Raw genomic sequence first — 23,226 nt, forward strand, 5'->3', positions numbered from 1 at the left:
TAGAACGGCGACTATCATTGAAACAAGAGTTTTCACCTAGTATGCTGACGCTGAAATTCTTGAGCTTTTCTAAACAAACTGTTTTGAATAGAATCCAATATTTCAGGTATTTGTTCTTCTAATTGGTCAAGTGGTACATTAATTTTTTCCCCTGTATCGCGTCTTGCTAAGATACAACTTTCATTTGCCAAATCCTTGGATTCAATCTCTAGACGAAGTGGAATGCCTTTTAACTCCCAGTCATTAAACTTGAAGCCAGGACTTAAGTTATCACGCGCGTCTACTCGGAATGAGAATTTATCAATTAATCTGAATTTTTGTTGCAATTGTTCAAATTTAGATAAAACAGTTTGTTTATCATCGTCTGTTTTATAAATTGGGATGCCAACAACTTGTAATGGAGTAACACGAGGAGGGCAAATAAATCCTTGGTCATCAGAATGAGCCATTATCATAGCGCCAATAAGACGGGTTCTTATACCCCAACTTGTTGCAAATGGATATTCTAAACTGCCTTGGGCAGATAAATACTTAACGTCAAAAGCTTGTGAGAATGTTGTTCCAAGGTGATGGCTAGTACCTAGCTGAATTGCACGACGGTCTTGCGTCATTGTCTCGATAGTGTAAGTATGGTCGGCGCCTGGAAATTTCTCGTTCTCTGTTTTCAACCCATCAAATACAGTAAATACTAGACAAATAATTATCCGGCAATTTCTCTAAAATGCCGGATTTATCTTAAGCCAAACTTATAAGCATAGCTATCTTTTCTGAAAACAGCTTTGAAGTCTTTGGGTTGAACTGCAAATTGACTTTTATCGAATAAAGTCAAGACAAATTTGCCATTGCTGCGAGGGGTAACTCGCCCAATACCATATTTTTGAGGTCAGGCGAGACGCCTAACCTACGGTCTATATTCTAGCGAACGCTGCGTACTAGGAAGTCTGGTTGACCGCAACTTTTTTGTGAACGTTTGAGAACTTCTGCGCTGCAAGGGCCTGGTTTGCCGTCTTTGGTAAAGCAAACAAAGATTTCTTGTAGGAAGCGTCCGGAACCTGAACAGTAAGGGGCTATGCTTTGACTTGTGAATGCTCCGTTGGCGCCAACAAAGTCGTTTTGTAGTTGATTTATAGTAGTACGGAAGGGTTTACTTGGTTTGATGTAGGCTGTTGGAATTGTTACTGAATCTTTCTTTTGTTTTGATAGTGTTAAGTACTGTGCTGGGGTTAAGCCTGTACATGTTCCGTGTTTTTCCCATTCGTGAGTGTAGAGTTTGGCACTAGGATAAAGATTGGGAAATTGCTGTTGAACTGCTTCTGGTAATGGTTCTGTGGTGCAGCTTGCGGGATATCCTTTTTGGTATTGCGGCCACAGTCCGTGTAAAACAAAACCTAGTTTTTTTCCTTGTTTACATTGAGATGGGTCACTGTCTCCTTTGGCTGCACAATAGTCAGGAGACCAAGATAAGGCTAGTACATAAAAATCAAATTTACCGGGAGTGCCTTTGCTTTGGGCAAAAGCGCTAGTTGTGACTGAGGCTGTGGTTAATAGCACTGAGGCAGTGATGAAAATTCGTCTTAGAGACATTTGGAACGCGCGTTAGTTTGACATGCGCTAGTTTAATCTATGTTTATCAAAATGTCTTAATATGGAATGGGCAAGGATGCCCATTCCACAAAATGGAAAATGTTTACATTGGGCGCCCTATTGTAGTGACATACAATACAGCTTCGTCTTGAGGAATACCCAAAACTTCATTGACTTTATCATCAAAGAATCCACCAATACCGCTAACTCCTATATTTAAACGGACAGCTGCTAAATTTAGTTTTTGTCCTAAGTGCCCAGCGTCCATATGTAAGTAGCGGTAAACTCTATCGCCATACTGAGATATCGCGGCTTTTAAATCGGCTGTATGAAAAATTACAGCAGATGCATCGCGTCCTAAGTCTTGTCTTAAGCAGAGAAAATGTAATTCTCTACGGAAGTTTTTAAAGCGAATTTGTCGTAACTCTTGCGAAGCAGGTGCGTAGTAATAACAACCAGCTTCAAGTCCTTCTACCCCAGAAGTTGCGATAAATGTTTGTATTAAATTTAAGTCGAAGTAATCTGGAGAGATATCTAGTTCTTGGTCTATATAATGCTGGGGTTGGTATGTAAAATCTAGTAATGATTTTAATTCGTCTAAAGTTAAGTCATCTCCACTGTAAGCCCTTGTAGAACGACGTTTGAGGATTGTTGAAGAAAGTTTATCAAGTTTATCCCCCCAATCGATTTGTGTTGTTAATGTTGAAATTTTTTGACAGAAGGGAAACTTATATTTGTCTTCGATAGATTTTTTTTGCCTGATTTCGGGTAAATTTAATTTACCTGTTGTACCCGGCAGAATTTGGGTAACAGTATGAACATACTTTAGCAGCTCTCCATCTGGAATTTTTGGATAGTCGGTTTCTGTTGCAGATGGTAAAGCTGTGCGTCCAGCTGGTAAATTTTGTTTGATATCGAGTAAGTCAGCTAGAGGAATAACTACCGTGGCGCCTTCTTGCGAGGAGTCAACGTAAAGCATATCGTTGACTGCTTGATCAACAAAACCACCAATAAGGTGGGGTCGAAAGTCATTCATCGCAGCAGATAGTTCAATATTTCCCAATAAATGTCCAGTATCAAGAAATATTCGGCGGTATGCTCTATCTTCATAACGCCAAGCTGAACGATAGAAAACTGCTGTGATGACGATGGCAAACTGAGTAGCTTCTAAAGCAGGATGCCAAAAACAAGCATCCTGCAAAGTTTTCCATACATCACTTTCCCAAAATTGCAACAGCGAATGCGTTCGTGACTGGTAGTTATATAAACCAGCAGGTAATAACGGTGTTCCTCGCGAAACTAAATATACTTCGGCTGGATATAAACCGCCTGCACTCGGCGCCGACCGTAAAAATACTGCACTCCCCATCGATGGCATTCTGGCTGTTAAACCGTAGCTGCAAAATAGCAACCGTGATAAGCGGCGCCACCATGCAACAGTGGAAGCATCAGGGGTATCAAAGTCCGACGCATTATTAATGGAGTAATCGCCAGATTCTTGGATATACGGCTTTAGGTCAAAAACTGTACCAATTTTATATTCTTTAAATGGTACAGGTTGCTTCGACCAATCCAATTCGTGGCTTTTGGACGCTATAGTATCGGGGTCGTACTTAGTTCGTTCGTGGTAGTGATGAGTTATCGAATGGCGTAGTTCTGGCATGTCTTAGTTAAATACGCTTCTCATCATATCTTGGCATCCCTATGCACTAACATTTCGTCATCGCCAGTACAAAATTTGGAATCTACACAATTCAGAGTGCCAAAAAGTTCTTGAATTCACGGTTTTATTAGGCTATCTTGTGACTTTCGATACTTGGCAACGAGTCGGCGCCGATAAATTGGTAGGTAAATTAAAAGTGCAGCTAAACTAGAACCAGTTGACGCAATTGTCAATAGTACCCAAAAATTGATTATGCCTGTCTTTAATACTAAACCTGAACAAGAACCAAATAAAGCAGTAAGTACGACAATTACAAGACCTATTGGCAATCTAAATCCTTTCTTAAGCTTTGGTATAAATATAATTTGACCAATATCTGGTACACTTTTTACACCAGATTTAGTTATACACCAAAATTCAATTGCCACCATTACAGATAAAAAAGTTCCAAAAATTGGTCCTGCTGCAATACCCAAAAAACAACCAACTAAAGACGCAACCGCAGCCCCAAACACAATATCATCGACAACAACAATACCTGCACCAATAACCGTCATTAATGCTGCCGCAATAACAGCCGCAACTGCCGCACCAGTCCACGCCATTGCACCCGAAGTCACAAATAATAATAAAATTGAGGCGTATGGTTGTTTATATTCAATTATTGGTAAGGTCGCAGTTTTTATTTTTATTTGAATAGTTTCAGTTTCAACCGCTGAATTTGTATGTAATAATAGCTGACGATGATATATTTTATCTGCCATTAAATTACTTGTATCAACTGTAACTTTACACAGAATTTTCTCACCATTAAAGTGTCTGAGCGCAAAATCAATCCATTCATGACTATGAGGTGTGTGGGGAGCGTCACTAGTATGAGGCGCCACTTCACACCAAGCTACTAATGTTGTTTCTGGATTGGTATTAATAATAGTAATCGTTTGTGTAAGTTTTTCACCAATTTGCCGAGCCGTAAATTCTAGTTCTGTCTTATCAATTTTTGCTACACAGAAAGGAACAACATCAAGCGGTTTTAGTGCCAGAAGTGCATCACTGGCATCTTTATAACGGTTTTGAGGTTTTGGCTGAACCATTATTGCAAGCCACTCAATAAGGCCTGAACTCAACTGAGGAACTAAATGTTTAAAAGCAATACACCCATCTTCATCTATTAAAGTATGCATCGCCGTTGATTTGGCGCCTGCCAGTAAACAAATTAATGTTGCCCCTAAACCATATAAGTCGGTAGACAAAGTTAATTTACGGTTGTATATTTGCTCTGGCGCCATAAAACCTAAAGTTCCCATAGCAACGCTACTCATAGTCACATCAGTACTACCAATGCGAGCAAAGCCAAAATCAATTAAATAAACATTAAGCAACTCATCAACTAAAATATTTTCTGGCTTGATATCGCGATGTAAGATAGGTGGGATGCGGTTTTGTAAATATATAAGAATTGATAGTAATGAAACTGCTATTTGCTTAATCTCATCAAAAGCAAAACTTCGCGGCGCCGATAAAGACTGAGCCTTTTTATACTCCTGCACCATACAAAACCCTGATGGAGTTTCAAACGAGTCTAGATAGCAAGGTATTCCGGGATGGTTTAAACCCCGTAAAACTTGTATCTCGCGTTCGTATGCTTTGAAACCAGACCAACTTTGAAGAAGCGAACGTGCAAATTGAAATTCCTTGATAACGACTTTTCCCTCAGTGTTTATACGTTCAGCTAAGTATGTTACACGACCTCCGTTGAGGTTACAACCGAGTTCACGTATTACTCTATATCCTTGGTTAGCAAATGGCATCGTACTCATGAATGAGCGCAAAATGGCAAATTATATATCTCTAATTTAACCTCCACTCTTTACGGCGCCAATTACATTGTATTACGATATACTCTCACTCACCCTAGAAGGGTGGGGCTATAGGAACAAAGCCTACCTTCGTAGGCTAAAAATGGTTACTATTATTTGCGGTTGAGAAAAATATATGTTTAATAACAAATGGTCAACTCGATATTAATACAAGGGTGAGTTATTACTCAAATTAGCTTCTGGCTCCTGTTCTTGCTGCTTGCCAACGCTTAAAGCCGTAAATACCAAGAGCAATAATAAATACATATGGACTATAAACCATCAGCCAAATAGCTAATTTCACCAACCCAATACTAAACCGACTCATTGAGTTAGTTGATTTATTCCAAGTTTCTTGCATCTGCAACCCAAAACCACGCTGTGGGTTTTTGGTTGAGACAGCTGCTTCTATATTTAAGGAAATAGTGGAATAGCTGACTGAATTTTGTAAATTCTTTAACTGAGCATCAATTCGTTCGATAGAGTCACGAACATTGCTAAGTTCCTGTGACACGCTTAAGGTATCACGCACTGAACCAGCTTTATCCATAATTTTTTGAAGGTTTGCTTCAGTTCTTCTCAAATTTGCCAATTGTGCCTGAAAATCGACTATTCTATCCCCAACATCTTCTGCGGTAATGCTACGATTTTTTACAATTCCTAGTTTAGCAAGTTCAGATAGAGTATCATCTAAGGCATTTTGCGGAACTCTCAACTGTATTGATGCACTTGAACGCGCTAATTCGTCCAGCGGCTGGTTTTGAGCAAGTTTAATTAAATCACCCTGGCGTTTTTCAATTATTTGTGTTATCTCATTAATACTTTTATCAACAGACTCTACAGCCAAACTCATTGTGGCTTTTTTGATTAGCTGTGATTTTACCTTTACAGGCGCCTTCTTAACCGTTTGCGCTGTATCATTTGTATTACTAGCTAGTGTTGCTGGTGTAGCTGCTACTTCGTTTGCTGCGTTTTGACGCATCGCCACTGATGACTCGCTAGCTGCATTATCAGCAGAGCAGCTACTTATAACGATTCCACTCAATACAGTAGCTAAAATCCCACTCCTATAAATCATATTTTAACCTTTAATTATAGATAAACCTGATGCTAGTATGGCGGTTTATCTACCTTAAGATAGTTGTTGTTACCATTTAAGAAACAAAAAAGCTTGATATTTAATGCTTATTTAATACTTATCTTGTGGAACAGGCATCCTGCCTGTCCATATAATGAAAACAACAAGGAGCAAAAGATAGAAGAAATATGACACAAACTTATCCTTCTCCTGTAGACAAGTTACTTAGTTATGGTGATTGCTGTGAAAGTAAGCAAATACCCAACTATGTAGAAGAACTAGGCTTTACTTCACAGCATATTCCTGACTTGATACGTATGGCATGTGACGAAGAATTATCAATAGTCACAGACGATGCTGAAAATCTCCTTCTTTGGGCGCCAGTACATGCTATGAGAGCTTTGGGTCAACTGCGCGCGGAGTCTGCCATTGAACCGTTAATTAATTTATTTGGAACATTTGATGAAGATGATTTGATAATTTCTGAGTTGCCTGGTGTCTTAGGAGCAATTGGACCTGCTGCGATTGAACCACTCAAAGCGTATATAATAGATTCCGCTCACCATGCTTATGAACGCGCGGATGCTGCTTCAGCTTTGACTAGTATTGCTCAAAATTATCCTGAAACTCGTGAACAATGTGTTTCTATAATCACAAATTTATTAAATAAATTTACAGATAATGACGAAGATACGAATGCTTTTTTAGTTGGTGAACTGGTTGATTTGAAAGCAGTTGAAGCGGCGCCTATTATTGAACAAGCATTTGCTGCCGAATGTGTTTCTACTTACTTACTAGGAGATTGGAACGAAGTACAGGTAGCTTTAGGTTTGAAAGCGCGCTCCGAAGTTCCATCAAATCAGTTTCCTGTTGAAAAAGTAATCGAGTACTATACTAGTACACCATCTCAAGATTTTGATGATGATGTGTCGTAGAGATTAGAAAAAGTGAATTATTTCCCTTTATGCAAACAACACAATTAGGCAAAACAGGTATTACAGTTAGTGCAATTGGATTAGGCGCCATGCCGATGTCAGTATACGAACGTCCGGATGAGTCGCAATCAATAGAAGTTATCCATCGCGCTTTAGATTTAGGCATTACTTTTATTGATACTGCGGACTCATACTGCAAAGACGAATCTGATAAGCATCATAATGAAAGACTTATTTGTAAGGCATTACAAACCTACAGTGGTGATACGAGTAGTGTTGTTGTTGCAACAAAAGGTGGGTTAATGCGTCCAAACCAAAGCTGGACTCGTAATGGCAACCCTCAACATTTACGTGAAACCATTCGCGTTAGCTTTGAAGCGTTGGGTGGTAATAAACCTATTGATATTTGGCAATATCACTCACCTGACCCTGAATACTCGATAGAAGAGTCATTAAAACCAGCTAAAGAAGCGGTTAATGCTGGTTTAATTAAATTTGTTGGAGTTTCTAACTTTTCCGTTGACCAAATTAAGCAAGCGCGCGATGTTGTAGATATTGTTTCTGTACAAAATCAATACAGTCCTTGGTATCGCCAACCTGAGTATGATGGTGTTTTAGAATATTGCCAACAAGAAAACTTGGCTTTTTTACCGTGGAGTCCATTTGGTGGTCGGAGACGACATTCAGATTTGCAAGATATTTCTATTATCAGTAAACTTGCTTTAGATAAAAACGTATCAGTATATGGTATTGTCTTGGCGTGGTTACGTTCCAAGTCACCATGTATTTTACCGATACCTGGCGCCAGTAAAGTTTCTAGTATTGAGGACTCAGCGCGCGCGGGTAATATTAAATTATCAGAAGCCGAAATTCAACTTCTTGATCAAGAAACCGCTTCTTAACGTCTAGTGGGAAGGTATTACAACTACCTTGCCCATAAACAAGAAATGTTTACATTTGTTTACAATTAACTTGTCAGTTTACTGATAAGATTTAATTAATTAGGTAAAAACAGTAATTTGTTTTTTTTATATTTGTTAATAATTTGGATTAAACCATTTTTGTCAGCAACATCTAAGTAAGACAAGAGTGTAAATATTTACCTAAATAAAATTGATTTTACTTGGGAGGTATCTCATGTCAGTTTATATTGGTAATCTATCCCATGAAGTGGAAGATAATGATATTAGACAAGTTTTTTTAAAGTATGGAGTGGTTAAGAGAATTTTAGTATCTACAAACCAGAAAACAGGAGAGAAGAGGGGCTTTGCGATTGTAGAAATGGAGACAGATAGTCAAGAGATGGCAGCAATTAGTGCGTTATTAGGTACAGAGTGGATGGGATATACACTCAAAGTTAATAGAGCTAGAACCGTTGCAGGTGCAAGTTAAGTAGTTTTACTTCTTATTACTCACTCGTTCATCCGAACGATTTTTTGCAGACGTAATTGGCACCTAAATATTGATTGAATAAGTAATGACTACCTGTATTTGATTTAAATAGAATAAAGCAATTATTGTAGTAAGGAACACAATAGTTATAAGCTAAGTTAACTTAGAATTTTGCTGCATTTATCACTAGTGGTCTATGTCATAAGTTTTGGTAGTATATAAAATAACCCGTAGGTTAGGCATCTTGCCTGAACCTACGCACAGGCGAGACACCTATGCTACAAACCCCCCAAAATTTTATGACACGAACCACTAGGATGGTTTATAGTAGGTAATCTTTGAATTAGTACAAAATAATAAGTATCTATCAGGACTTACGATATTGTCACAATTGAGAGTCGGTGCGTGACGCTACAGGTCTTATAGCTACGTTGAAGTTTTTTTGTGGCGTCACACACCCTACGATTTTTATGTGCCAGTTGCGTAAGTCCTGTCTATAAGAAAGAAAATAATTACTCTTTGGTCATAGTTTTGCGGTAAGATGAAAGGTCTGCAAATAAACAGGTGCTTGCTGACTGGAGACGCTACCTATGGCTCGGATGTATTATGACACAGATGCAAATTTAGACCTTTTAGCTGGAAAAACGATTGCGATAATCGGTTATGGTTCACAAGGTCATGCTCACGCTTTAAACTTGAAAGACAGTGGCATGGATGTGCTTGTTGGACTGTATCCGGGTAGTAAGTCAGCGGCAAAGGCTGAAGCAGCAGGTTTGACGGTTAAGAATGTTTCGGATGCGGCGGCGGCAGCAGATTTTATTATGGTACTGTTGCCCGATGAAGTTCAAAAAAGTGTTTACAAACAAGAAATTGAACCAAACCTCAAGGAAGGAAATGTTATAGCTTTTGCTCACGGGTTCAATATTCACTTCGGTCAAGTTGTACCACCATCCAATGTAGATGTTGTAATGGTGGCGCCTAAAGGACCGGGACATTTAGTACGTCGTACCTATGAGCAGGGACAAGGTGTACCTGCACTGTTTGCGGTGTACCAAAACGCTAGCGGACAAGCGCGCGATAAAGCAATGGCATATGCAAAAGGTATAGGTGGAACACGTGCGGGAGTTTTAGAAACAACATTCCGTGAAGAAACCGAAACTGACTTATTTGGTGAACAAGCTGTACTTTGCGGTGGTTTGAGTGCTTTAATCAAAGCTGGTTTTGAAACTTTGGTAGAAGCAGGTTATCAACCTGAACTTGCGTACTTTGAGTGTTTGCACGAAGTTAAGCTTATTGTTGACTTAGTAGTCGAAGGTGGTTTAGCGACGATGCGTGATAGCATCTCGAATACTGCGGAATATGGAGACTATACTCGTGGTCCGCGCATCGTCAACGACCAAACAAAAGCTGAGATGAAGAAAATTCTCACCGAAATTCAAACTGGGCAGTTCGCGCGCGAGTTCGTTTTGGAAAACCAAGCAGGTAAAGCTGGTTTCACCTCAATGCGTCGTAGAGAAGCAGAACACCCCATTGAAGAAGTTGGTAAAGACTTACGCGCGATGTTTAGCTGGTTGAAAAAAGCCTAATAAAGAGTGCTGAGTGCTGAGTCGAAAGTGCTGAGTGCTGAGTCAAGTTAAAAGTTAGGAGTTAAAAGTTAGGAGTTAAGAATTGACACTCAGCACTCAGCACTCAGCACTCAGCACTCAGCACTCAGCACTTTCTACTTATTTGTTTGTTCGATAGCTTCTTGTGTATTTTTATATGGGTTTGTTTTTGGGCGCCATGCTGGAAACATGCCGATAACCAAGTTATTTATCGTTGTTCGCGTTTGATAACTTGCTGTACTCAAAGGTTTTGGCAAAAAGCTATCTCCGAACCCGATAAATATTAACAGCAGTATAAACAAAAGTGTCATATTGCCTTTATGAAACATTTTTAACTAAGCCTAAGAGTGTATTTATTATTTATTATTCCCATATCCGCCACATTTATTACGACCTCTACGCGGATAGAATTTTTTATAAATCTTAAACGGATTGCTATAAGAAAGTTTATGTTGGACACTATACGCTTCACCCAACCTACAATCCGTGAATGTTAAAAATTATTAAGATGTAACGATAGCATCTTACGTGTAATATTGCTTCTCCCCAAAAGCAGAAGAAATATTGAGAGAGAATATGTAAATTGGAAGAATTTCAGAGAATTGTATCAATAATCCTAAATAATATATTAGTATTTCCTATACACGACCTAGGTGCTTGTGCATTACCACACTTTATAAATATATGTCTATGATCATTGCTCATAGTTTGAGCAAATTTTACCCCGTCGCAGTCAAAGAACCAGGTATTAAAGGCACATTATCCCACTTTTTCCGACGCACTTACCGGGAAATTCAAGCTGTTAAAAACGTTTCGTTTGAAATTACCCCAGGTGAAGTTGTCGGATTTTTGGGACCTAACGGTGCGGGAAAAACTACGACGCTGAAAATGCTTACAGGACTAGTTCACCCAACTAGTGGCAATGTGAGAGTTGCTGGATATGTTCCGTTTCGGCGCCAAGAAGAATTTTTGCAGAAAGTTACACTTGTAATGGGGCAAAAGCAGCAGTTATTGTGGGACTTACCTGCTCTCGACTCGTTAAAAATTAATGCTGCTGTTTATGGTATTTCTGACCATGAGTTTTTGCTAAGGGTAGGAGAGTTAACTGAGATGCTGTCGTTAGAGGGGAAGTTAACTCAACCCGTGCGGAAGTTGTCTTTGGGTGAGCGAATGAAAGCTGAGTTGCTCGCTGCACTGTTACATCGTCCCCAAGTCTTATTTCTAGATGAACCGACTTTAGGACTTGATGTTAACGCACAAGTGGGAGTGCGAGACTTTTTACGCGAGTACAATCGACGCTATCAAGCTACTGTACTATTAACTAGTCACTATATGGCAGATATTACTGCTTTGTGTGAACGAGTAATTATGATACATCGAGGTGCTTTAATGTACGATGGTAGCTTGGATGGACTACTCGAACGATTTGCACCATACCGCGAGGTACATGTAGAATTAGCACACCAAATATCAAAGGAAAAGCTGAAATTTTACGGCGATGTCAAAACTGTTGAAGGTCGTTCAGCTTGTTTTATTGTTGAGCAGGAAAAGCTAACGCGCACAGTATCGCGGCTCTTATCAGATTTAGAAGTAATTGATTTGACCGTTAGTGAGCCACCTGTAGAAGAAGTTATAGGTAGGGTGTTTCAAGCAGGAGTCGTATAGAGTGCTGAGTGCTGAGTTAAAAGATAGTAGGGTGGAATGTTGCTTACTTAACGTATTAATGGTGCGTGAAAGCACTGTATTTGGCGTTACATTCCTTGATAGTAATAGCTTTCACGCACCCTACCCAATGCGCGTTGGCGCCTCAAAATGCTTAAGTAAGTGCCATTCGATAGTAGGGTGCGTGACGCTACCAACAATCTAAAACGAAGCGTAAATCTAGTAGCGTCATGCACCTTCTAAGTACCTTGTAAGTTATGAGTTAAGAGTTTTTTTACCCTTTACCCAATATTTTTATGAATTGGATTTGGAAAAAAATAAGAACTTTTCTTTGGGTGTATTACGCTTATACGGTGGAATACCGCGCGGAGTTGATATTGTGGGTGTTAGCGGGTTCACTACCCATTATATTAATGGGGGTGTGGACGCAAGCTGCACAAGGTGGGCAATTTGGTTTGTCACCTGTTGATTTTGCCCGTTATTTTATTGCGGTGTTCATTGTTCGACAGTTTACAGTTGTTTGGGTCGTGTGGGAGTTTGAGCGCGAAGTTGTGGAGGGTAAACTTTCACCTCGCTTATTACAACCTATTGACCCAGTATGGCATCATGTAACTTCACATATTTCTGAACGTGCGGCTCGTATGCCTTTTGCTATTTTTTTGCTATTGTTATTTTTTGTTTTGTATCCACAGGCTTTTTGGATACCTAGCTGGTCACAGTTTCTGCTATTTACACTGTCAATACTGCTGACGTTTACTTTGCGGTTTTTAATTCAATATACTTTTGCAATGCTGGCGTTTTGGACGGAACGTGCGAGTTCTGTGGAAAGTTTCTGGTATTTGTTTTTTTTGTTTTTATCTGGGATGATTGCTCCTTTAGAAGTTTTTCCACCCGCAGTGCGTGCAGCAGTTTTGTGTACTCCGTTTCCTTATTTAATAGATTTTCCTGTAAGTCTTATAGTGGGTTTACCTACTGATATCGGTAGAGGGTTTTCTATGACTATTGGTTGGACGCTATTATTTTTGGGTTTAAATAGAATCTTGTGGCGCCAGGGTTTGAAACGATATTCGGGAATGGGAGCTTAGGATTTTGAACATTTGTAGGGTGGGCAATGCCCACCCTACAAATGTATTAAAATAATACTATTGTACAGTTTGTTAATGATAGTGATGTGGGTACTAATGCGACTACATGGGGTACTGGACGGGGAGTGTAACCTACTAATGACTTTCCTTCCATCGCTAAAGAAGTACTGGCGCCGGAGTCTAACATCACAGCGTCTTGAAATCCAGCTTTGGTAAGTATAATTGCTAAATTGGCAGAATCAACGGGTTTGGTAGAAACGCCAATTTTTGGTACTCCTGTTTTACTAAGACCCCAAAACGCTCGGTGACATGCAACGTCTGCACCATAGAGATTTTTAAAGCTATTCGCATCACTAGGTTGACCGTTCTTTACTAAGAAGGCGAAAAAAACGTCATACTTCCTTTTCAGAGGATTTCGGCTTTGTAAGCTCGATTACTCTGATGTATAAACATGGCGTTAATACCCTAAGATTCTACAGTTAAGGATGAACAAAAACAAACATAAGAACAGCTTAAGTGTTACGAAATGTAGTCAACAAGAGAAGACCGAATATATTCGGTCTCTACAAAATGTGTAATATAAATTACTTTTTCTCTACTTGTGGTTGTGGTGCCTGTAAATTCATTTCATTTGCTTGACAAGCTCCAGGTTGATTAATAAAACTAGCGCAGTGAATTCTTTTTCGTCTTGTACGTTCCCCTCCTCTCTCGCGTTCTGTATTGTTGTTTTCTCTATCATCTCTATTACGTTCCGTACCGTTTCTATCGCGTTCACTATCTCCAGAGCGACTGCGTTCTGTATTGCTGTCTCTGTTGCGCTCTGTATCTCCTGTACCGCGTTCAGTATTGGTGCCCTCTCTATCACGTTCCGTGTCGGTTCTGGTTGGACTTGGAAACGGTTCTTGCGTGGAGAATGGGTCGGTTTCTGGGCGCCGTTGAGGTTGGTTTCGGAGATTACAGCCTACAAGAAAGCACTGAGTTACAGTTAGAAAAAAGACTATAATTCGAGTCCTCAATTGATAGTACCTTTTGCAATAAATTAGGGTTATATGCTTCTATTGTGATTAAAAAGATTGAGAACAGCGCAAAATTTTCCAATTTCTTTAAAAGATTTTTAATTAGTTGTTATTTGATTGATAATTGAGGGTTACTAATGTTTATATTTTTGTTTTTTTTTGTGCGTGACGCTACCAGATTTTAGCTTCGTTTCAAAATTGTTGGTGGCGTCACACACCCTACTTACATGAACACTCGATGTTGAAGACTGGGCATTTGGCGCCGCACTTGTTCGAGTCGAGATGGGTTAATTTCTGCGATGGCAACACCTGGTTTTTCACCAGCATCAGCTAAGATGCTGCCCCACGGGTCAATAATCATTGCATGTCCATGCGTTTGGCGCCGCGCGTAGTTAACACCTGTTTGAGCAGGGGCAATAATGTAACAGGTATTTTCGATAGCGCGCGCTTGCAGTAAAACTTGCCAGTGGTCTTTTCCTGTAAACGCGGTAAACGCAGCAGGTACAAACAAAATATCTGCCCCCTGGTGGGACAGGTAGCGGTAAAGTTCAGGAAAACGAACGTCGTAGCAAACTGAAAGCCCAATACTACCAAGTTTCTCTGTCGAACAAACTTCGGGTAGTTCCTTACCAGCCATTACTGTACTAGACTCACGATATGTATTACCGTCAGGTACATTAACGTCGAAAAGATGAACTTTACGATAACGGCTTAGTTCTTGCCCGTTGGAGTCTATAAGCACTGCTGTGTTGTAAACTTTACCAGTATCGGTAGGAACAGGGAAACCGCCGCCCAGAATAGCGATTTGATAGCGTTGTGCCATCGTTTTGAGGAACTTCTCAGTTTCTTGCCAGATATAATCACTGGCTCGAAGTTTGTCACTTTCTTCACCCATAAACGCGAAATTTTCAGGCAAACCCACCAGTTGGGCGCCTTGATTTACAGCTAAATCAATAAATTCCTCTGCTTGTGCCAAATTTGCTTGAACATCGGGCACACTGGTCATTTGAATAGCGGCGGCTAAATAAGACTTCATAGATTCAGTTAACAACAGTCAAATAACACACGTGGTTGTGATCAAACTACTATCATCACTCAAAAAGTCGCTCTCTAGATGGAAAAGTGGGGATTTATAACAGGTAAAATTAAGTTAATTTTGTTATAGAGCCTCTGATAATATCGGTAAATATAGTGGATACGTCAATTTTAATCAAAACCTTCGTTGCTGTTTTTGTGCTGGCAGATGCTGTAGGTAATATTCCGATACTTTTGGTGCTGACTAAGGGGATGGAGGCAGGGCAGAGAAGTAAAATTATTGATAAAGCTGTCACAGTCGCAATTTTTGTCTTATTACTTTTTGCGTTTGGTGGAAAGTTTATACTAAGTTATCTGGACATTAGCTTCGCATCACTACGGGTAGCTGGAGGATTACTGCTGCTGTTGATTGCCCTACAGATGCTCCAAGGTGATTTAGATACACCTGTAGTTGAAAAGGAACGTGACATTGCAATTACTCCTCTAGCTTTACCATTGCTGGCAGGCCCTGGAACACTGACAACTGTTATGTTATTAATGGCGGAGTCACCGAGTCCACACGTAAGCGTTATTGTTGGTATTATTGCGGCAATGTTTGTCACGTGGTTAATTTTAAGACTTGCCAACAATATCGATAAATGGATAGGCGCCGAAGGTGAAGTGATTATTACACAGCTTTTAGGCTTCCTACTAGCCGCATTAGCAGTAGAAATTGGCAGCCAAGGTATAAAAGAATTATTCTTCTAAAATTGTAAATTGTAGGTTGGGTGTAGCGACAGCGTAACCCAACACAACCAACTTGCAACGGATACAACGGATGTAACGGATGAGTTATTGTTACAAGTGAGGGTTGATATGTACCACTCTGTTTCGGATTTGTCAAAAGTTGTGTTGATGTAACGAACCGCACTCGTACACAAAGGCTGTTAGTAACAGGTTAAATTATGCAGAAAACAATTCCATCACATCTTGTCAGCACTTACCAATTAATAAAGTGTGCTTTTCCACAAGGAGTTGACGAGCATAACTACTGGTCTGTGTCATTAATTCTGGGGTGTAGAGACGCGACATTTCGCGTCTCTACTCAAGACTCTACCTCTGATTTTGTAAGTTGTGTAAGTAGGTGGGCGCCAAAATTTTCCGTTATGTAACAAAATCTTAACCTGATGGCTTAGAGTTAAATTTTACACGCCGTGTACTGTGATTGCTTTTTTCCCCTCTAGCTTGAACGCCATTTATAACAGCGTAAGCAAGGTCTAATTCATCATCAAATGCTTGACCAGATAATTCATCTTTTTTTATGTGTTGCCATTCCAATTCAATTGGATTCCGGAACTGAGCAGTACTTTGGTAGAAAAAATATGTATAAACCCTGACTCTCCCATTTTTTCCACAATTGTTGAACCTCTTGGCTTCGGTGTACTGGTCGATTATCCTGGACAATAACCCTTGTACGCCCCGTTTGTTGTGCTTCTTGGGCTTCTTGCTCCATCATTTCTATATAAGTTTTACGGTTAACGCCACCAATAATTAATCCGTAAACAAAACTAATTAAAGGTTGAAGAAGCCCTATAATACTTAATCTACGACCACGACGTTTTGTTTGTTCTAAGCGTTTTTGCTCACCTCTAAAGTAATAAGTGTAACCAGGCTCGCTCCACACACAAAACCCTGATTCATCCAGATACTTTAAATCGATTTCACCACTTGCAGCAGCTAATTCCAACATATCCAGGTCTGCTTGCTTGTTCGCGCGCGCTACCGGGTCTTGTTTTCCTTTATGACAATTTCAAAGCACGCTTCCAATCGACCACGCCAGTTGCTTCAAGTCGGCAGAGCCGCCCAACGCACTGGCTCCCCTTTTTTTGAGTACCCGTCTTAACCTGTCAGGACTCAATTGCACGTTACGTTCTGTTTTTAACCTGAGAGCTAACTGGGAACTGTTGTATGTACGTGGTTCTATTCGTAGGCATTCTTCTAAAAATACTATGTCATCCTCTTTCCACCTCGGTTTTCCCCCTCGACCAGGTAATTCCCTTCATACCCTCTAAACCTTGATTATTCCATTGATTCAAAACTTTTCTTACTGTTTTTTCGTTCCAGTCAAAGTGGCTGGCTATGTTCTCCACATACCAACCGTGTGCATTTAGCCTGATTACTTCTGCTCTGTCTTTAACTTTCTGTGGTACATCCTGAATTCTTACGGTTTAGCAAAGTCCTGTCTTGCTCATGAGTTAGGAATACCCTTAAACGCGCGCCCATACACAAACCACCTTGTAGATGCATTCTCAGTATTTATATATCTTAACATAGTTGACTTTTTTGGCGCCCACCTACTTAAACTGTTTTCATAAATTTTATTCAGAGCAAACATAAGTTAGGTTACTTTTTGTAGCAATTATACATAAAAAATATGAATTACTCACTTATGTCTAGGAATTTTTTAAGGTTATTTTTATATTTGTTTTTAATTTGTTTTGATGATATGCCGCCAATTTGAATTTTATATAAGATATTGGGTGATACTACACCTTTGTATTCACAAGTGCCTGATTCTATTAAGCTACTAATTTCCTCTAACTCAAATTCTCTTGCAAACTTATAAGCAACTACTGACTCTTGGATTATAAAGCTTGGAACAGCCATCCCAGGCTTTATAATACAAGATGTATCAGATATTGGTTTTCTTTTAGTGACATTAACGAATAAATATCTATTCTCACTTAAAGGCATAATCGCAATATATAAATGCATTCCATTTGGTGGTGTTTCTATAAGAAATGCATCTCCAAGATTTATAGAAAAAGTTTCATCGTCCATTTAGCACCCAGTCTAGATATTGCTCTCTTTCTGAATTTTCGCGTATTTCTATCACTTCTTCATCTGTTTTTCCTAGATTTTTGAGAATTTCTTCAATGTTAATTGGTAAAGCCCTACTATGTGGTTTCCTCCACTCTGGGAATAAATATTTTATCTCTCCTAAATCATCAAAGCTAACTTGTCCATATTTTGTATAGACTTCGTTCAAAATTTCTGTTTCTTCCTCTGATAATTCATCATCACCTGGTTCATTAAGTAAGCAGACTGTATAATCATCAGAAATTTGCTGAGTTTTATGGCATGACGATACAGAGGATATATATTTTGACCATATTTCGTTTGCCCCACCAACCTTTTTTCCTTTTATAAGGTCGTAAATATGGCTGAGTATCGGCCCGTTATGTGTGGAAATATACCTGTCACCAATGATTGGTTGCTCTAGTCGTTCCAATGCTGTGCGCTCTGCTATGTAAAGCAATTTAAGCAAGCTTAGGCATGGCATTGGTTTTCCGTGAGATTTTAAAAGTATCGCTGTAGCTTGAACAGCTTTATCTGGATGAAATTTAAATCGTATTTCCATATAAGAGTAATTTGGTATAGATATATTATTATAAGACGTACTATATATCTAGAATCACTTAAAATTTCTTTACTATGCTTTTTGGCTATTTATTTTGCTTCGGAACCCAACCTACGATTTTTATCTTGTTTCGGTACGTGACGCTACTAAATCGTTAGTTTTATTTCATAATTTTTATAGCGTCACACACCCTACGTCCTAACTTATGATTAAAATTCTTCATCTTTCTGATGTTCATATGGGCAGTGGGTTTTCCCACGGGCGCATTAATGGGGAAACTGGTTTGAATACGCGGTTGGAAGATTTTGTTCGCACGCTTTCGATGTGTATTGACCGCGCGATTAATGAACCTGTTGATTTGGTAATTTTTGGTGGTGATGCTTTTCCTGATGCTACTCCTCCTCCTTATGTTCAGGAAGCTTTTGCTTCACAGTTCCGGCGCCTGGTTGATGCTGAGATTCCGACTGTGTTATTGGTGGGAAACCATGACCAACACTCGCAGGGAACTGGAGGTGCCAGTTTATGTATTTACCGGACGCTGGGTGTACCAGGGTTTATTGTTGGTGACAGTATTAATACGCATTTAATTCATACTCGTAATGGTGCGGTACAAATAATTACGCTGCCTTGGTTAACTCGTTCTACGTTGATGACGCGGCAAGATACTGAGGGTATGTCTCTTTCGGAGGTTAACCAATTACTTACTGAACGCTTGCGTGTGGTTATTGAAGGTGAAATTCGCCGTCTTGACCCTGAAAAACCTACTGTACTTTTAGCACATTTGATGGCTGATAATGCTACGCTTGGCGCAGAACGCTATTTGGCTGTTGGTAAGGGTTTTACACTTCCTCTCTCTCTATTAACGCGCGATTGTTTTGATTATGTCGCGTTGGGACATGTTCACCGTCACCAAAATCTCAATAAATTTAATAATCCACCTGTTATTTACCCTGGCAGTATTGAGCGTGTTGATTTTAGCGAAGAAAAGGAAGATAAAGGTTATGTAATGGTTAATGTTGAAGCTGGAAGGGTTGAGTGGGAATTTTGTCCTTTGCCTGTACGAGTTTTCCGAACTATTGAACTTGATGTTTCTTCTGCTGAAAGCCCACAAGCAATGATATTGAAGGCTATTGCTAAACATGATAATAGTGACGCAGTAGTACGGTTAATTTATAGACTGCGTTCCGAACAGTTAGATTTAATCGAAACTGCTGCGTTGCACCAAGCTCTAAGTCCCGCACATACTTACAGTATTCATCCCGAATTAGTTAGCCAACTTGCTCGTCCGCGCGTTCCTGAGTTGAATGCGACTCATAGTATCGACCCAATTGAAGCGCTGAAAACTTACTTAAATAATCGTGAAGATTTGAAAGATATTTCTCGTCATATGTTAGAGGCAGCTCAAAATTTACTGTTAGAAAATGAGGAGGATTGGTTAGTAACTGAGGAGAACACCTCCAAATCAAATCTATTACCTGTTCCCGATAAGGATATGCAATTGAATTTGTTATGAAGCAAAAAAATTAGTTTAAAATATTGCAATTTCGGAAGGATTTGGGAAAATAGTAGTAATTATTCTTTCTTTGAGATGAGTGTTTATATCTAACCAAAGAGAGATGACAAAACCTACCAGGTGGACATACGTCTTTCTACCCCCAAATTAAAGAATTCCTTCTTGGTAAAACCTTACCGACGCGCATTCAGAGGAAAGGCTGAGTAATGCGGTCGTGCTTGGTGTACTATCATCAGATGCATTATCCTCGGTTGCTTATGCTACTGAAGAAATTTTAATTGTTTTGATTGCTGCTGGTAGCGGCGCCCTAGCAATATCGATACCGATCGCAGCGGCTATTATTATGCTGCTGTGGTGCTTTCTTATCGCCAAACGATTCGTGCGTATCCTAAAGGTGGTGATTCATACATCGTTGCGAGAGAAAACCTTGGTCTCTATCCGGGACTCATCGCAGGTGCATCACTGATGATTGATTATATTTTGACAGTTACTGTCAGTATATCTGCGGTTACGGTGTCAACATTTGTGAAAAGTTTTCTGGTTGGCAAGCTAGTGGTTCGTGTCATTAATTTTGGGGTAATATATTTGTTACCACAGAGACACAGAGTTACAGAGACAAGAGTTAAGAGAGTTCAAGTCAGGTGCCTACACCCCAGAATTAATGACACAGACCACTAGTGCGCTGATGAATGGTTTAGGACTACGCGCAAAGGAAAGCCGCGTTGAACTGTTAATTGACTACAAAGGCATAAAGGTTACTTTTGTGCCTATTCATTTTTAACTATGCCCTATCAAAGGGGAACAATAAATTAGATAGTTGATCCCCCCAACTTCCTGCCTTGTTAAGGGGGGCTGGGGGGATCATCTACGGGTTATTTATTGGAGTAGGAATTTCTGAACGTGTTAAAGATATCAAAGATTGTATCTACCGCTATTGTTGCTACAACTTTACTATTTGGTGTAAATAATAACACTAGCCCTTCGCTCGCTCAAACTTGTGCTTCTAGATGCGGTAGGCACCCGCTTCAGTTCACTCCTGGGCAGTTCGTCAGAATTGAGGTAGCAAATAAAACACCGCGTGTGCTAAAATTACAGAATAGTGAATTTTCGGAGTCTATCGCTATACAACCTGGGCAAACTCTGAAGTTCGAGCAAGTTCGTTTGACTGAGCCAAATATTTCTTTGCTGTTTTGGGATGATACTGGACGTTCGTTGAGTGCATCATTAAATAAGATAAATACGGCAACTTTGCGTGTGGAGTTGAGACCGAACTGGCGCCTACCTGGGGACCGTTCGATTTATTTCCGCGATGATGGAATGATTAATGTTTTGTAGAAATAAGTTGTTGATGTTGTAGAACGGGCAGGATGCCCGTTCCACAATATTATATATAAATATATATAAATATATATAAATGTAAATATTTATGTATATTTGAGGTTTTAGTATGCCTGACCTAATTTAATTGTTGTTGAATTATTTATTGCGATCTGAAAATCTAATTGTATTTTTAATTTTAATGCTCAACACCTCTTTTTCCACGTCTATTGTAAGTGAGCGGCGTTTGCCTAAACAAAGATGGCAAATTCAACCGGAAAGGCCACAATTCGCGCAAATACTTGGGGATAGGTTTGGTATATCGCCGATTATAAGTCAGCTTTTGATTAATCGTGGAATTAATACGCTTTCCGATGCGGAGATATTTTTAGAACCCGAATTATTAAATTTACCTTCCCCGCTTGAGGATTTTCCTGATTTAGCGGTGAGTATGGAGTTGTTGGAAAATGCTATTGTCTCACAAGCTAAGATTGCCATTTGCGGCGACTATGATGCTGATGGGATGACTAGTACTGCTCTATTATTACGCGCTTTAAGGTATTTAGGCGCCCAAGTTGATTATGCAATACCGAGTCGGATGCATGAGGGATATGGTATAAATAAACGCATTATTGAAGAGTTTTATAATGAGGGAGTCGAGTTAATTCTCACTGTTGATAATGGTATTGCTGCTGTTGAACCAATAGAAGCAGCTAGGGAACTTGGTATAAAGGTTATTGTTACTGACCACCATGATATTCCTCAAAAGTTACCGCCCGCAAATGCAATATTAAATCCAAAACTGATCCGCGAAGATTCTCCTTACCGAGGTGTTGCTGGTGTGGGTGTGGCTTATATTTTGGCTGTGTCGCTTGCTGAACAACTGGGACAGGCTAATTCCGACATTACTACACGGATGTTGGAACTTTTTACTTTGGGTACTATTGCTGACTTGGCGCCTTTAACTGGTGTTAACCGTCGTTGGGTACAAAGTGGTTTAAAAGTATTACCTAAATCTAGCTTACCAGGAATTCAAGCTTTAATTCAAATGTCAGGAGTGGAAGCACGTCCTACTGGAGAAAATAAAAATCTTTTAACACCCGACTTCAACAATCAAAAATCAAAAATCAAAAATCAAAAATCCTTAAGGCCTGAAGATATTGGTTTTCGTCTTGGTCCTCGTGTCAATGCGATTGGAAGAATTGCTGATCCCCAAATTGTGATCGAATTGCTCACAACTGACGATATGGGGATAGCACTCGAACGTGCGATGCAGTGCGAAACTATAAATCGTCAGCGTCAAGACATGTGTAAACAAATTGAATCCGAAGCGATTGAATATGTAGAGACGCTCCCTATCGCGTCTCTAACTGCAGACCGAGTATTATTAGTAGTCTGCCCTAATTGGCATCATGGTGTGATTGGAATTGTGGCTTCGCGTTTAGTCGAACGCTATGGGGTTCCAGTATTTATTGGCACATATGAAGAGGGAGGACATATTCGCGGGTCTGCGCGCGGTATTCCAGAGTTTAATGTATTTGAGGCTTTAGAGTACTGTCATGATTTACTCGGTAAATATGGAGGACATAAAGCTGCTGGCGGTTTTTCGATACCTGCTGAAAATTTAGAGTTGGTGCATTCACGTCTTAGCGAGTTTGCAAATAAATGCTTGGAGGAGCAGCATCTTAAACCGTTACTCAAAATCGATACGTTAGCAAATCTTAATCAACTTAACCAAAAACTTTACAGACAGCTTAATATATTAGAACCTTGTGGCATCGAAAATCCTGAGCCTGTATTTTGGACTCCGAATGTACGCATTGTCGAGCAGGGGATCGTAGGTAAGGCTCATCTTAAAATGACGGTAGAGCAAATAATAGACAATAAGCGCCATACAATTAAGGCGATAGCATGGCGTTGGCGTGAGTACTGTCCTCTACCAGTTAATATAGATATTGCTTACAAAATTCGCGAAAATACTTTTAACGGTGAGACGAACATTGAGCTTGAGATTGTAGGCGCCAGATTATCTACTCCAACTCAACAAGCACAAATACTATTATTTAACCAGTTTAAGTCAGCA

The 23,226-nt window shown here is 39.7% G+C and carries 25 protein-coding genes; 11 read left to right on the forward strand and 14 right to left on the reverse strand.

What is annotated here, in order from left to right:
- Window positions 1-32: 32 nt before the first annotated feature.
- The 5 genes from AC2JBO_RS08495 to AC2JBO_RS08515 all read right to left on the reverse strand — a co-directional run bounded on the left by AC2JBO_RS08495 (window position 33) and on the right by AC2JBO_RS08515 (window position 6,184).
- On the reverse strand, window positions 33-668 hold the full coding sequence (locus AC2JBO_RS08495) for a His/Gly/Thr/Pro-type tRNA ligase C-terminal domain-containing protein (RefSeq protein WP_496953198.1): 636 nt from the start codon (window positions 666-668) through the stop codon (window positions 33-35).
- Between the two features lie 247 nt (window positions 669-915).
- Entirely contained in the window at window positions 916-1,584 is a 669-nt protein-coding gene (locus tag AC2JBO_RS08500) for a ribonuclease T2 family protein (RefSeq protein ID WP_496953199.1), read from the reverse strand.
- A gap of 103 nt (window positions 1,585-1,687) precedes the next feature.
- The gene (locus tag AC2JBO_RS08505) at window positions 1,688-3,247 is read right to left on the reverse strand and encodes a SagB/ThcOx family dehydrogenase (RefSeq protein ID WP_496953200.1); all 1,560 of its coding nucleotides are present in this window, start codon (window positions 3,245-3,247) and stop codon (window positions 1,688-1,690) included.
- A 116-nt stretch (window positions 3,248-3,363) separates the two neighbouring features.
- Window positions 3,364-5,067 (reverse strand): serine/threonine protein kinase, encoded by a 1,704-nt coding sequence (locus AC2JBO_RS08510; RefSeq protein WP_496953201.1) that lies wholly within the window; start codon window positions 5,065-5,067, stop codon window positions 3,364-3,366.
- Window positions 5,068-5,299: 232 nt separating this feature from the next.
- Window positions 5,300-6,184, reverse strand: coding sequence for a DUF4349 domain-containing protein (locus tag AC2JBO_RS08515; RefSeq protein WP_496953202.1), 885 nt, complete (start codon window positions 6,182-6,184; stop codon window positions 5,300-5,302).
- A 188-nt stretch (window positions 6,185-6,372) separates the two neighbouring features.
- On the opposite strand from AC2JBO_RS08515, the gene AC2JBO_RS08520 reads away from it, so the two are divergent.
- The 4 genes from AC2JBO_RS08520 to ilvC all read left to right on the forward strand — a co-directional run bounded on the left by AC2JBO_RS08520 (window position 6,373) and on the right by ilvC (window position 10,097).
- Window positions 6,373-7,119 (forward strand): DUF1186 domain-containing protein, encoded by a 747-nt coding sequence (locus tag AC2JBO_RS08520; RefSeq protein WP_496953203.1) that lies wholly within the window; start codon window positions 6,373-6,375, stop codon window positions 7,117-7,119.
- A 29-nt stretch (window positions 7,120-7,148) separates the two neighbouring features.
- Window positions 7,149-8,021, forward strand: coding sequence for an aldo/keto reductase (locus AC2JBO_RS08525; RefSeq protein WP_496953204.1), 873 nt, complete (start codon window positions 7,149-7,151; stop codon window positions 8,019-8,021).
- A gap of 235 nt (window positions 8,022-8,256) precedes the next feature.
- Window positions 8,257-8,511, forward strand: a complete 255-nt coding sequence (locus AC2JBO_RS08530) for an RNA recognition motif domain-containing protein (RefSeq protein ID WP_496953205.1) — start codon at window positions 8,257-8,259, stop codon at window positions 8,509-8,511.
- Between the two features lie 590 nt (window positions 8,512-9,101).
- The gene (gene ilvC / locus AC2JBO_RS08535; protein ID WP_496953206.1) at window positions 9,102-10,097 is read left to right on the forward strand and encodes a ketol-acid reductoisomerase; all 996 of its coding nucleotides are present in this window, start codon (window positions 9,102-9,104) and stop codon (window positions 10,095-10,097) included.
- A 134-nt stretch (window positions 10,098-10,231) separates the two neighbouring features.
- Here the strand turns inward: ilvC and AC2JBO_RS08540 are convergent, their stop codons facing one another.
- Window positions 10,232-10,426 (reverse strand): hypothetical protein, encoded by a 195-nt coding sequence (locus tag AC2JBO_RS08540; RefSeq protein ID WP_496953207.1) that lies wholly within the window; start codon window positions 10,424-10,426, stop codon window positions 10,232-10,234.
- Window positions 10,427-10,799: 373 nt separating this feature from the next.
- Between AC2JBO_RS08540 and AC2JBO_RS08545 the strand changes: the two genes are divergently transcribed.
- Both AC2JBO_RS08545 and AC2JBO_RS08550 read left to right on the forward strand, forming a co-directional pair.
- The gene (locus AC2JBO_RS08545; protein ID WP_496953208.1) at window positions 10,800-11,780 is read left to right on the forward strand and encodes an ABC transporter ATP-binding protein; all 981 of its coding nucleotides are present in this window, start codon (window positions 10,800-10,802) and stop codon (window positions 11,778-11,780) included.
- 293 nt (window positions 11,781-12,073) lie between these two features.
- Window positions 12,074-12,862 carry an ABC transporter permease gene (locus tag AC2JBO_RS08550; protein ID WP_496953209.1) on the forward strand — a complete coding sequence of 263 codons (789 nt, stop codon included), beginning with the start codon at window positions 12,074-12,076 and terminating at the stop codon, window positions 12,860-12,862.
- A gap of 46 nt (window positions 12,863-12,908) precedes the next feature.
- Here the strand turns inward: AC2JBO_RS08550 and AC2JBO_RS08555 are convergent, their stop codons facing one another.
- The 3 genes from AC2JBO_RS08555 to AC2JBO_RS08565 form a co-directional block, all read right to left on the reverse strand.
- Window positions 12,909-13,052, reverse strand: a complete 144-nt coding sequence (locus tag AC2JBO_RS08555; RefSeq protein WP_496953210.1) for a hypothetical protein — start codon at window positions 13,050-13,052, stop codon at window positions 12,909-12,911.
- Window positions 13,053-13,446: 394 nt separating this feature from the next.
- Window positions 13,447-13,878, reverse strand: a complete 432-nt coding sequence (locus AC2JBO_RS08560; RefSeq protein WP_496953211.1) for a hypothetical protein — start codon at window positions 13,876-13,878, stop codon at window positions 13,447-13,449.
- Between the two features lie 223 nt (window positions 13,879-14,101).
- Window positions 14,102-14,914: a carbon-nitrogen hydrolase family protein gene (locus tag AC2JBO_RS08565; RefSeq protein WP_496953212.1), complete on the reverse strand. Its 813-nt coding sequence runs from the start codon at window positions 14,912-14,914 to the stop codon at window positions 14,102-14,104.
- A gap of 155 nt (window positions 14,915-15,069) precedes the next feature.
- Between AC2JBO_RS08565 and AC2JBO_RS08570 the strand changes: the two genes are divergently transcribed.
- Window positions 15,070-15,660 (forward strand): MarC family protein, encoded by a 591-nt coding sequence (locus tag AC2JBO_RS08570; protein ID WP_496953213.1) that lies wholly within the window; start codon window positions 15,070-15,072, stop codon window positions 15,658-15,660.
- A 197-nt stretch (window positions 15,661-15,857) separates the two neighbouring features.
- Window positions 15,858-16,064, forward strand: a complete 207-nt coding sequence (locus AC2JBO_RS08575; RefSeq protein ID WP_496953214.1) for a hypothetical protein — start codon at window positions 15,858-15,860, stop codon at window positions 16,062-16,064.
- 7 nt (window positions 16,065-16,071) lie between these two features.
- Here the strand turns inward: AC2JBO_RS08575 and AC2JBO_RS08580 are convergent, their stop codons facing one another.
- From AC2JBO_RS08580 to AC2JBO_RS08600, 5 genes are all read right to left on the reverse strand, one after another.
- On the reverse strand, window positions 16,072-16,230 hold the full coding sequence (locus AC2JBO_RS08580) for a hypothetical protein (RefSeq protein WP_496953215.1): 159 nt from the start codon (window positions 16,228-16,230) through the stop codon (window positions 16,072-16,074).
- A 1-nt stretch (window position 16,231) separates the two neighbouring features.
- On the reverse strand, window positions 16,232-16,642 hold the full coding sequence (locus AC2JBO_RS08585) for a transposase (protein ID WP_496953216.1): 411 nt from the start codon (window positions 16,640-16,642) through the stop codon (window positions 16,232-16,234).
- A 262-nt stretch (window positions 16,643-16,904) separates the two neighbouring features.
- Window positions 16,905-17,111, reverse strand: a complete 207-nt coding sequence (locus tag AC2JBO_RS08590) for a helix-turn-helix domain-containing protein (RefSeq protein ID WP_496953222.1) — start codon at window positions 17,109-17,111, stop codon at window positions 16,905-16,907.
- 220 nt (window positions 17,112-17,331) lie between these two features.
- Window positions 17,332-17,733: a hypothetical protein gene (locus tag AC2JBO_RS08595; RefSeq protein ID WP_496953217.1), complete on the reverse strand. Its 402-nt coding sequence runs from the start codon at window positions 17,731-17,733 to the stop codon at window positions 17,332-17,334.
- Entirely contained in the window at window positions 17,723-18,313 is a 591-nt protein-coding gene (locus AC2JBO_RS08600) for a Panacea domain-containing protein (protein WP_496953218.1), read from the reverse strand. Before AC2JBO_RS08600 ends, AC2JBO_RS08595 begins: the two co-directional genes overlap by 11 nt.
- Window positions 18,314-18,518: 205 nt before the next feature.
- Between AC2JBO_RS08600 and sbcD the strand changes: the two genes are divergently transcribed.
- The 3 genes from sbcD to AC2JBO_RS08615 form a co-directional block, all read left to right on the forward strand.
- Window positions 18,519-19,826: an exonuclease subunit SbcD gene (sbcD, locus tag AC2JBO_RS08605; protein WP_496953219.1), complete on the forward strand. Its 1,308-nt coding sequence runs from the start codon at window positions 18,519-18,521 to the stop codon at window positions 19,824-19,826.
- 909 nt (window positions 19,827-20,735) lie between these two features.
- The gene (locus AC2JBO_RS08610; RefSeq protein WP_496953223.1) at window positions 20,736-21,161 is read left to right on the forward strand and encodes a hypothetical protein; all 426 of its coding nucleotides are present in this window, start codon (window positions 20,736-20,738) and stop codon (window positions 21,159-21,161) included.
- 184 nt (window positions 21,162-21,345) lie between these two features.
- The coding region (locus AC2JBO_RS08615; protein WP_496953220.1) for a single-stranded-DNA-specific exonuclease RecJ at window positions 21,346-23,226 on the forward strand (1,881 nt) is incomplete at its 3' end.

Source organism: Calothrix sp. CBUCES-K 9914, from assembly GCF_059640475.1.

Bases quoted from the DNA above. Each gene is read 5' to 3' on its own strand.
- AC2JBO_RS08520 (WP_496953203.1), top strand. From the start codon at position 6,373: ATGACACAAACTTATCCTTCTCCTGTAGACAAGTTACTTAGTTATGGT.
- AC2JBO_RS08585 (WP_496953216.1), bottom strand. From the start codon at position 16,642: ATGTTGGAATTAGCTGCTGCAAGTGGTGAAATCGATTTAAAGTATCTG.
- AC2JBO_RS08550 (WP_496953209.1), top strand. From the start codon at position 12,074: ATGAATTGGATTTGGAAAAAAATAAGAACTTTTCTTTGGGTGTATTAC.
- AC2JBO_RS08565 (WP_496953212.1), bottom strand. From the start codon at position 14,914: ATGAAGTCTTATTTAGCCGCCGCTATTCAAATGACCAGTGTGCCCGAT.
- AC2JBO_RS08600 (WP_496953218.1), bottom strand. From the start codon at position 18,313: ATGGAAATACGATTTAAATTTCATCCAGATAAAGCTGTTCAAGCTACA.
- AC2JBO_RS08510 (WP_496953201.1), bottom strand. From the start codon at position 5,067: ATGAGTACGATGCCATTTGCTAACCAAGGATATAGAGTAATACGTGAA.
- AC2JBO_RS08525 (WP_496953204.1), top strand. From the start codon at position 7,149: ATGCAAACAACACAATTAGGCAAAACAGGTATTACAGTTAGTGCAATT.
- ilvC (WP_496953206.1), top strand. From the start codon at position 9,102: ATGGCTCGGATGTATTATGACACAGATGCAAATTTAGACCTTTTAGCT.
- AC2JBO_RS08530 (WP_496953205.1), top strand. From the start codon at position 8,257: ATGTCAGTTTATATTGGTAATCTATCCCATGAAGTGGAAGATAATGAT.
- AC2JBO_RS08505 (WP_496953200.1), bottom strand. From the start codon at position 3,247: ATGCCAGAACTACGCCATTCGATAACTCATCACTACCACGAACGAACT.
- AC2JBO_RS08540 (WP_496953207.1), bottom strand. From the start codon at position 10,426: ATGACACTTTTGTTTATACTGCTGTTAATATTTATCGGGTTCGGAGAT.
- AC2JBO_RS08515 (WP_496953202.1), bottom strand. From the start codon at position 6,184: ATGATTTATAGGAGTGGGATTTTAGCTACTGTATTGAGTGGAATCGTT.
- AC2JBO_RS08575 (WP_496953214.1), top strand. From the start codon at position 15,858: ATGCAGAAAACAATTCCATCACATCTTGTCAGCACTTACCAATTAATA.
- AC2JBO_RS08500 (WP_496953199.1), bottom strand. From the start codon at position 1,584: ATGTCTCTAAGACGAATTTTCATCACTGCCTCAGTGCTATTAACCACA.
- AC2JBO_RS08595 (WP_496953217.1), bottom strand. From the start codon at position 17,733: ATGGACGATGAAACTTTTTCTATAAATCTTGGAGATGCATTTCTTATA.
- AC2JBO_RS08545 (WP_496953208.1), top strand. From the start codon at position 10,800: ATGTCTATGATCATTGCTCATAGTTTGAGCAAATTTTACCCCGTCGCA.
- sbcD (WP_496953219.1), top strand. From the start codon at position 18,519: ATGATTAAAATTCTTCATCTTTCTGATGTTCATATGGGCAGTGGGTTT.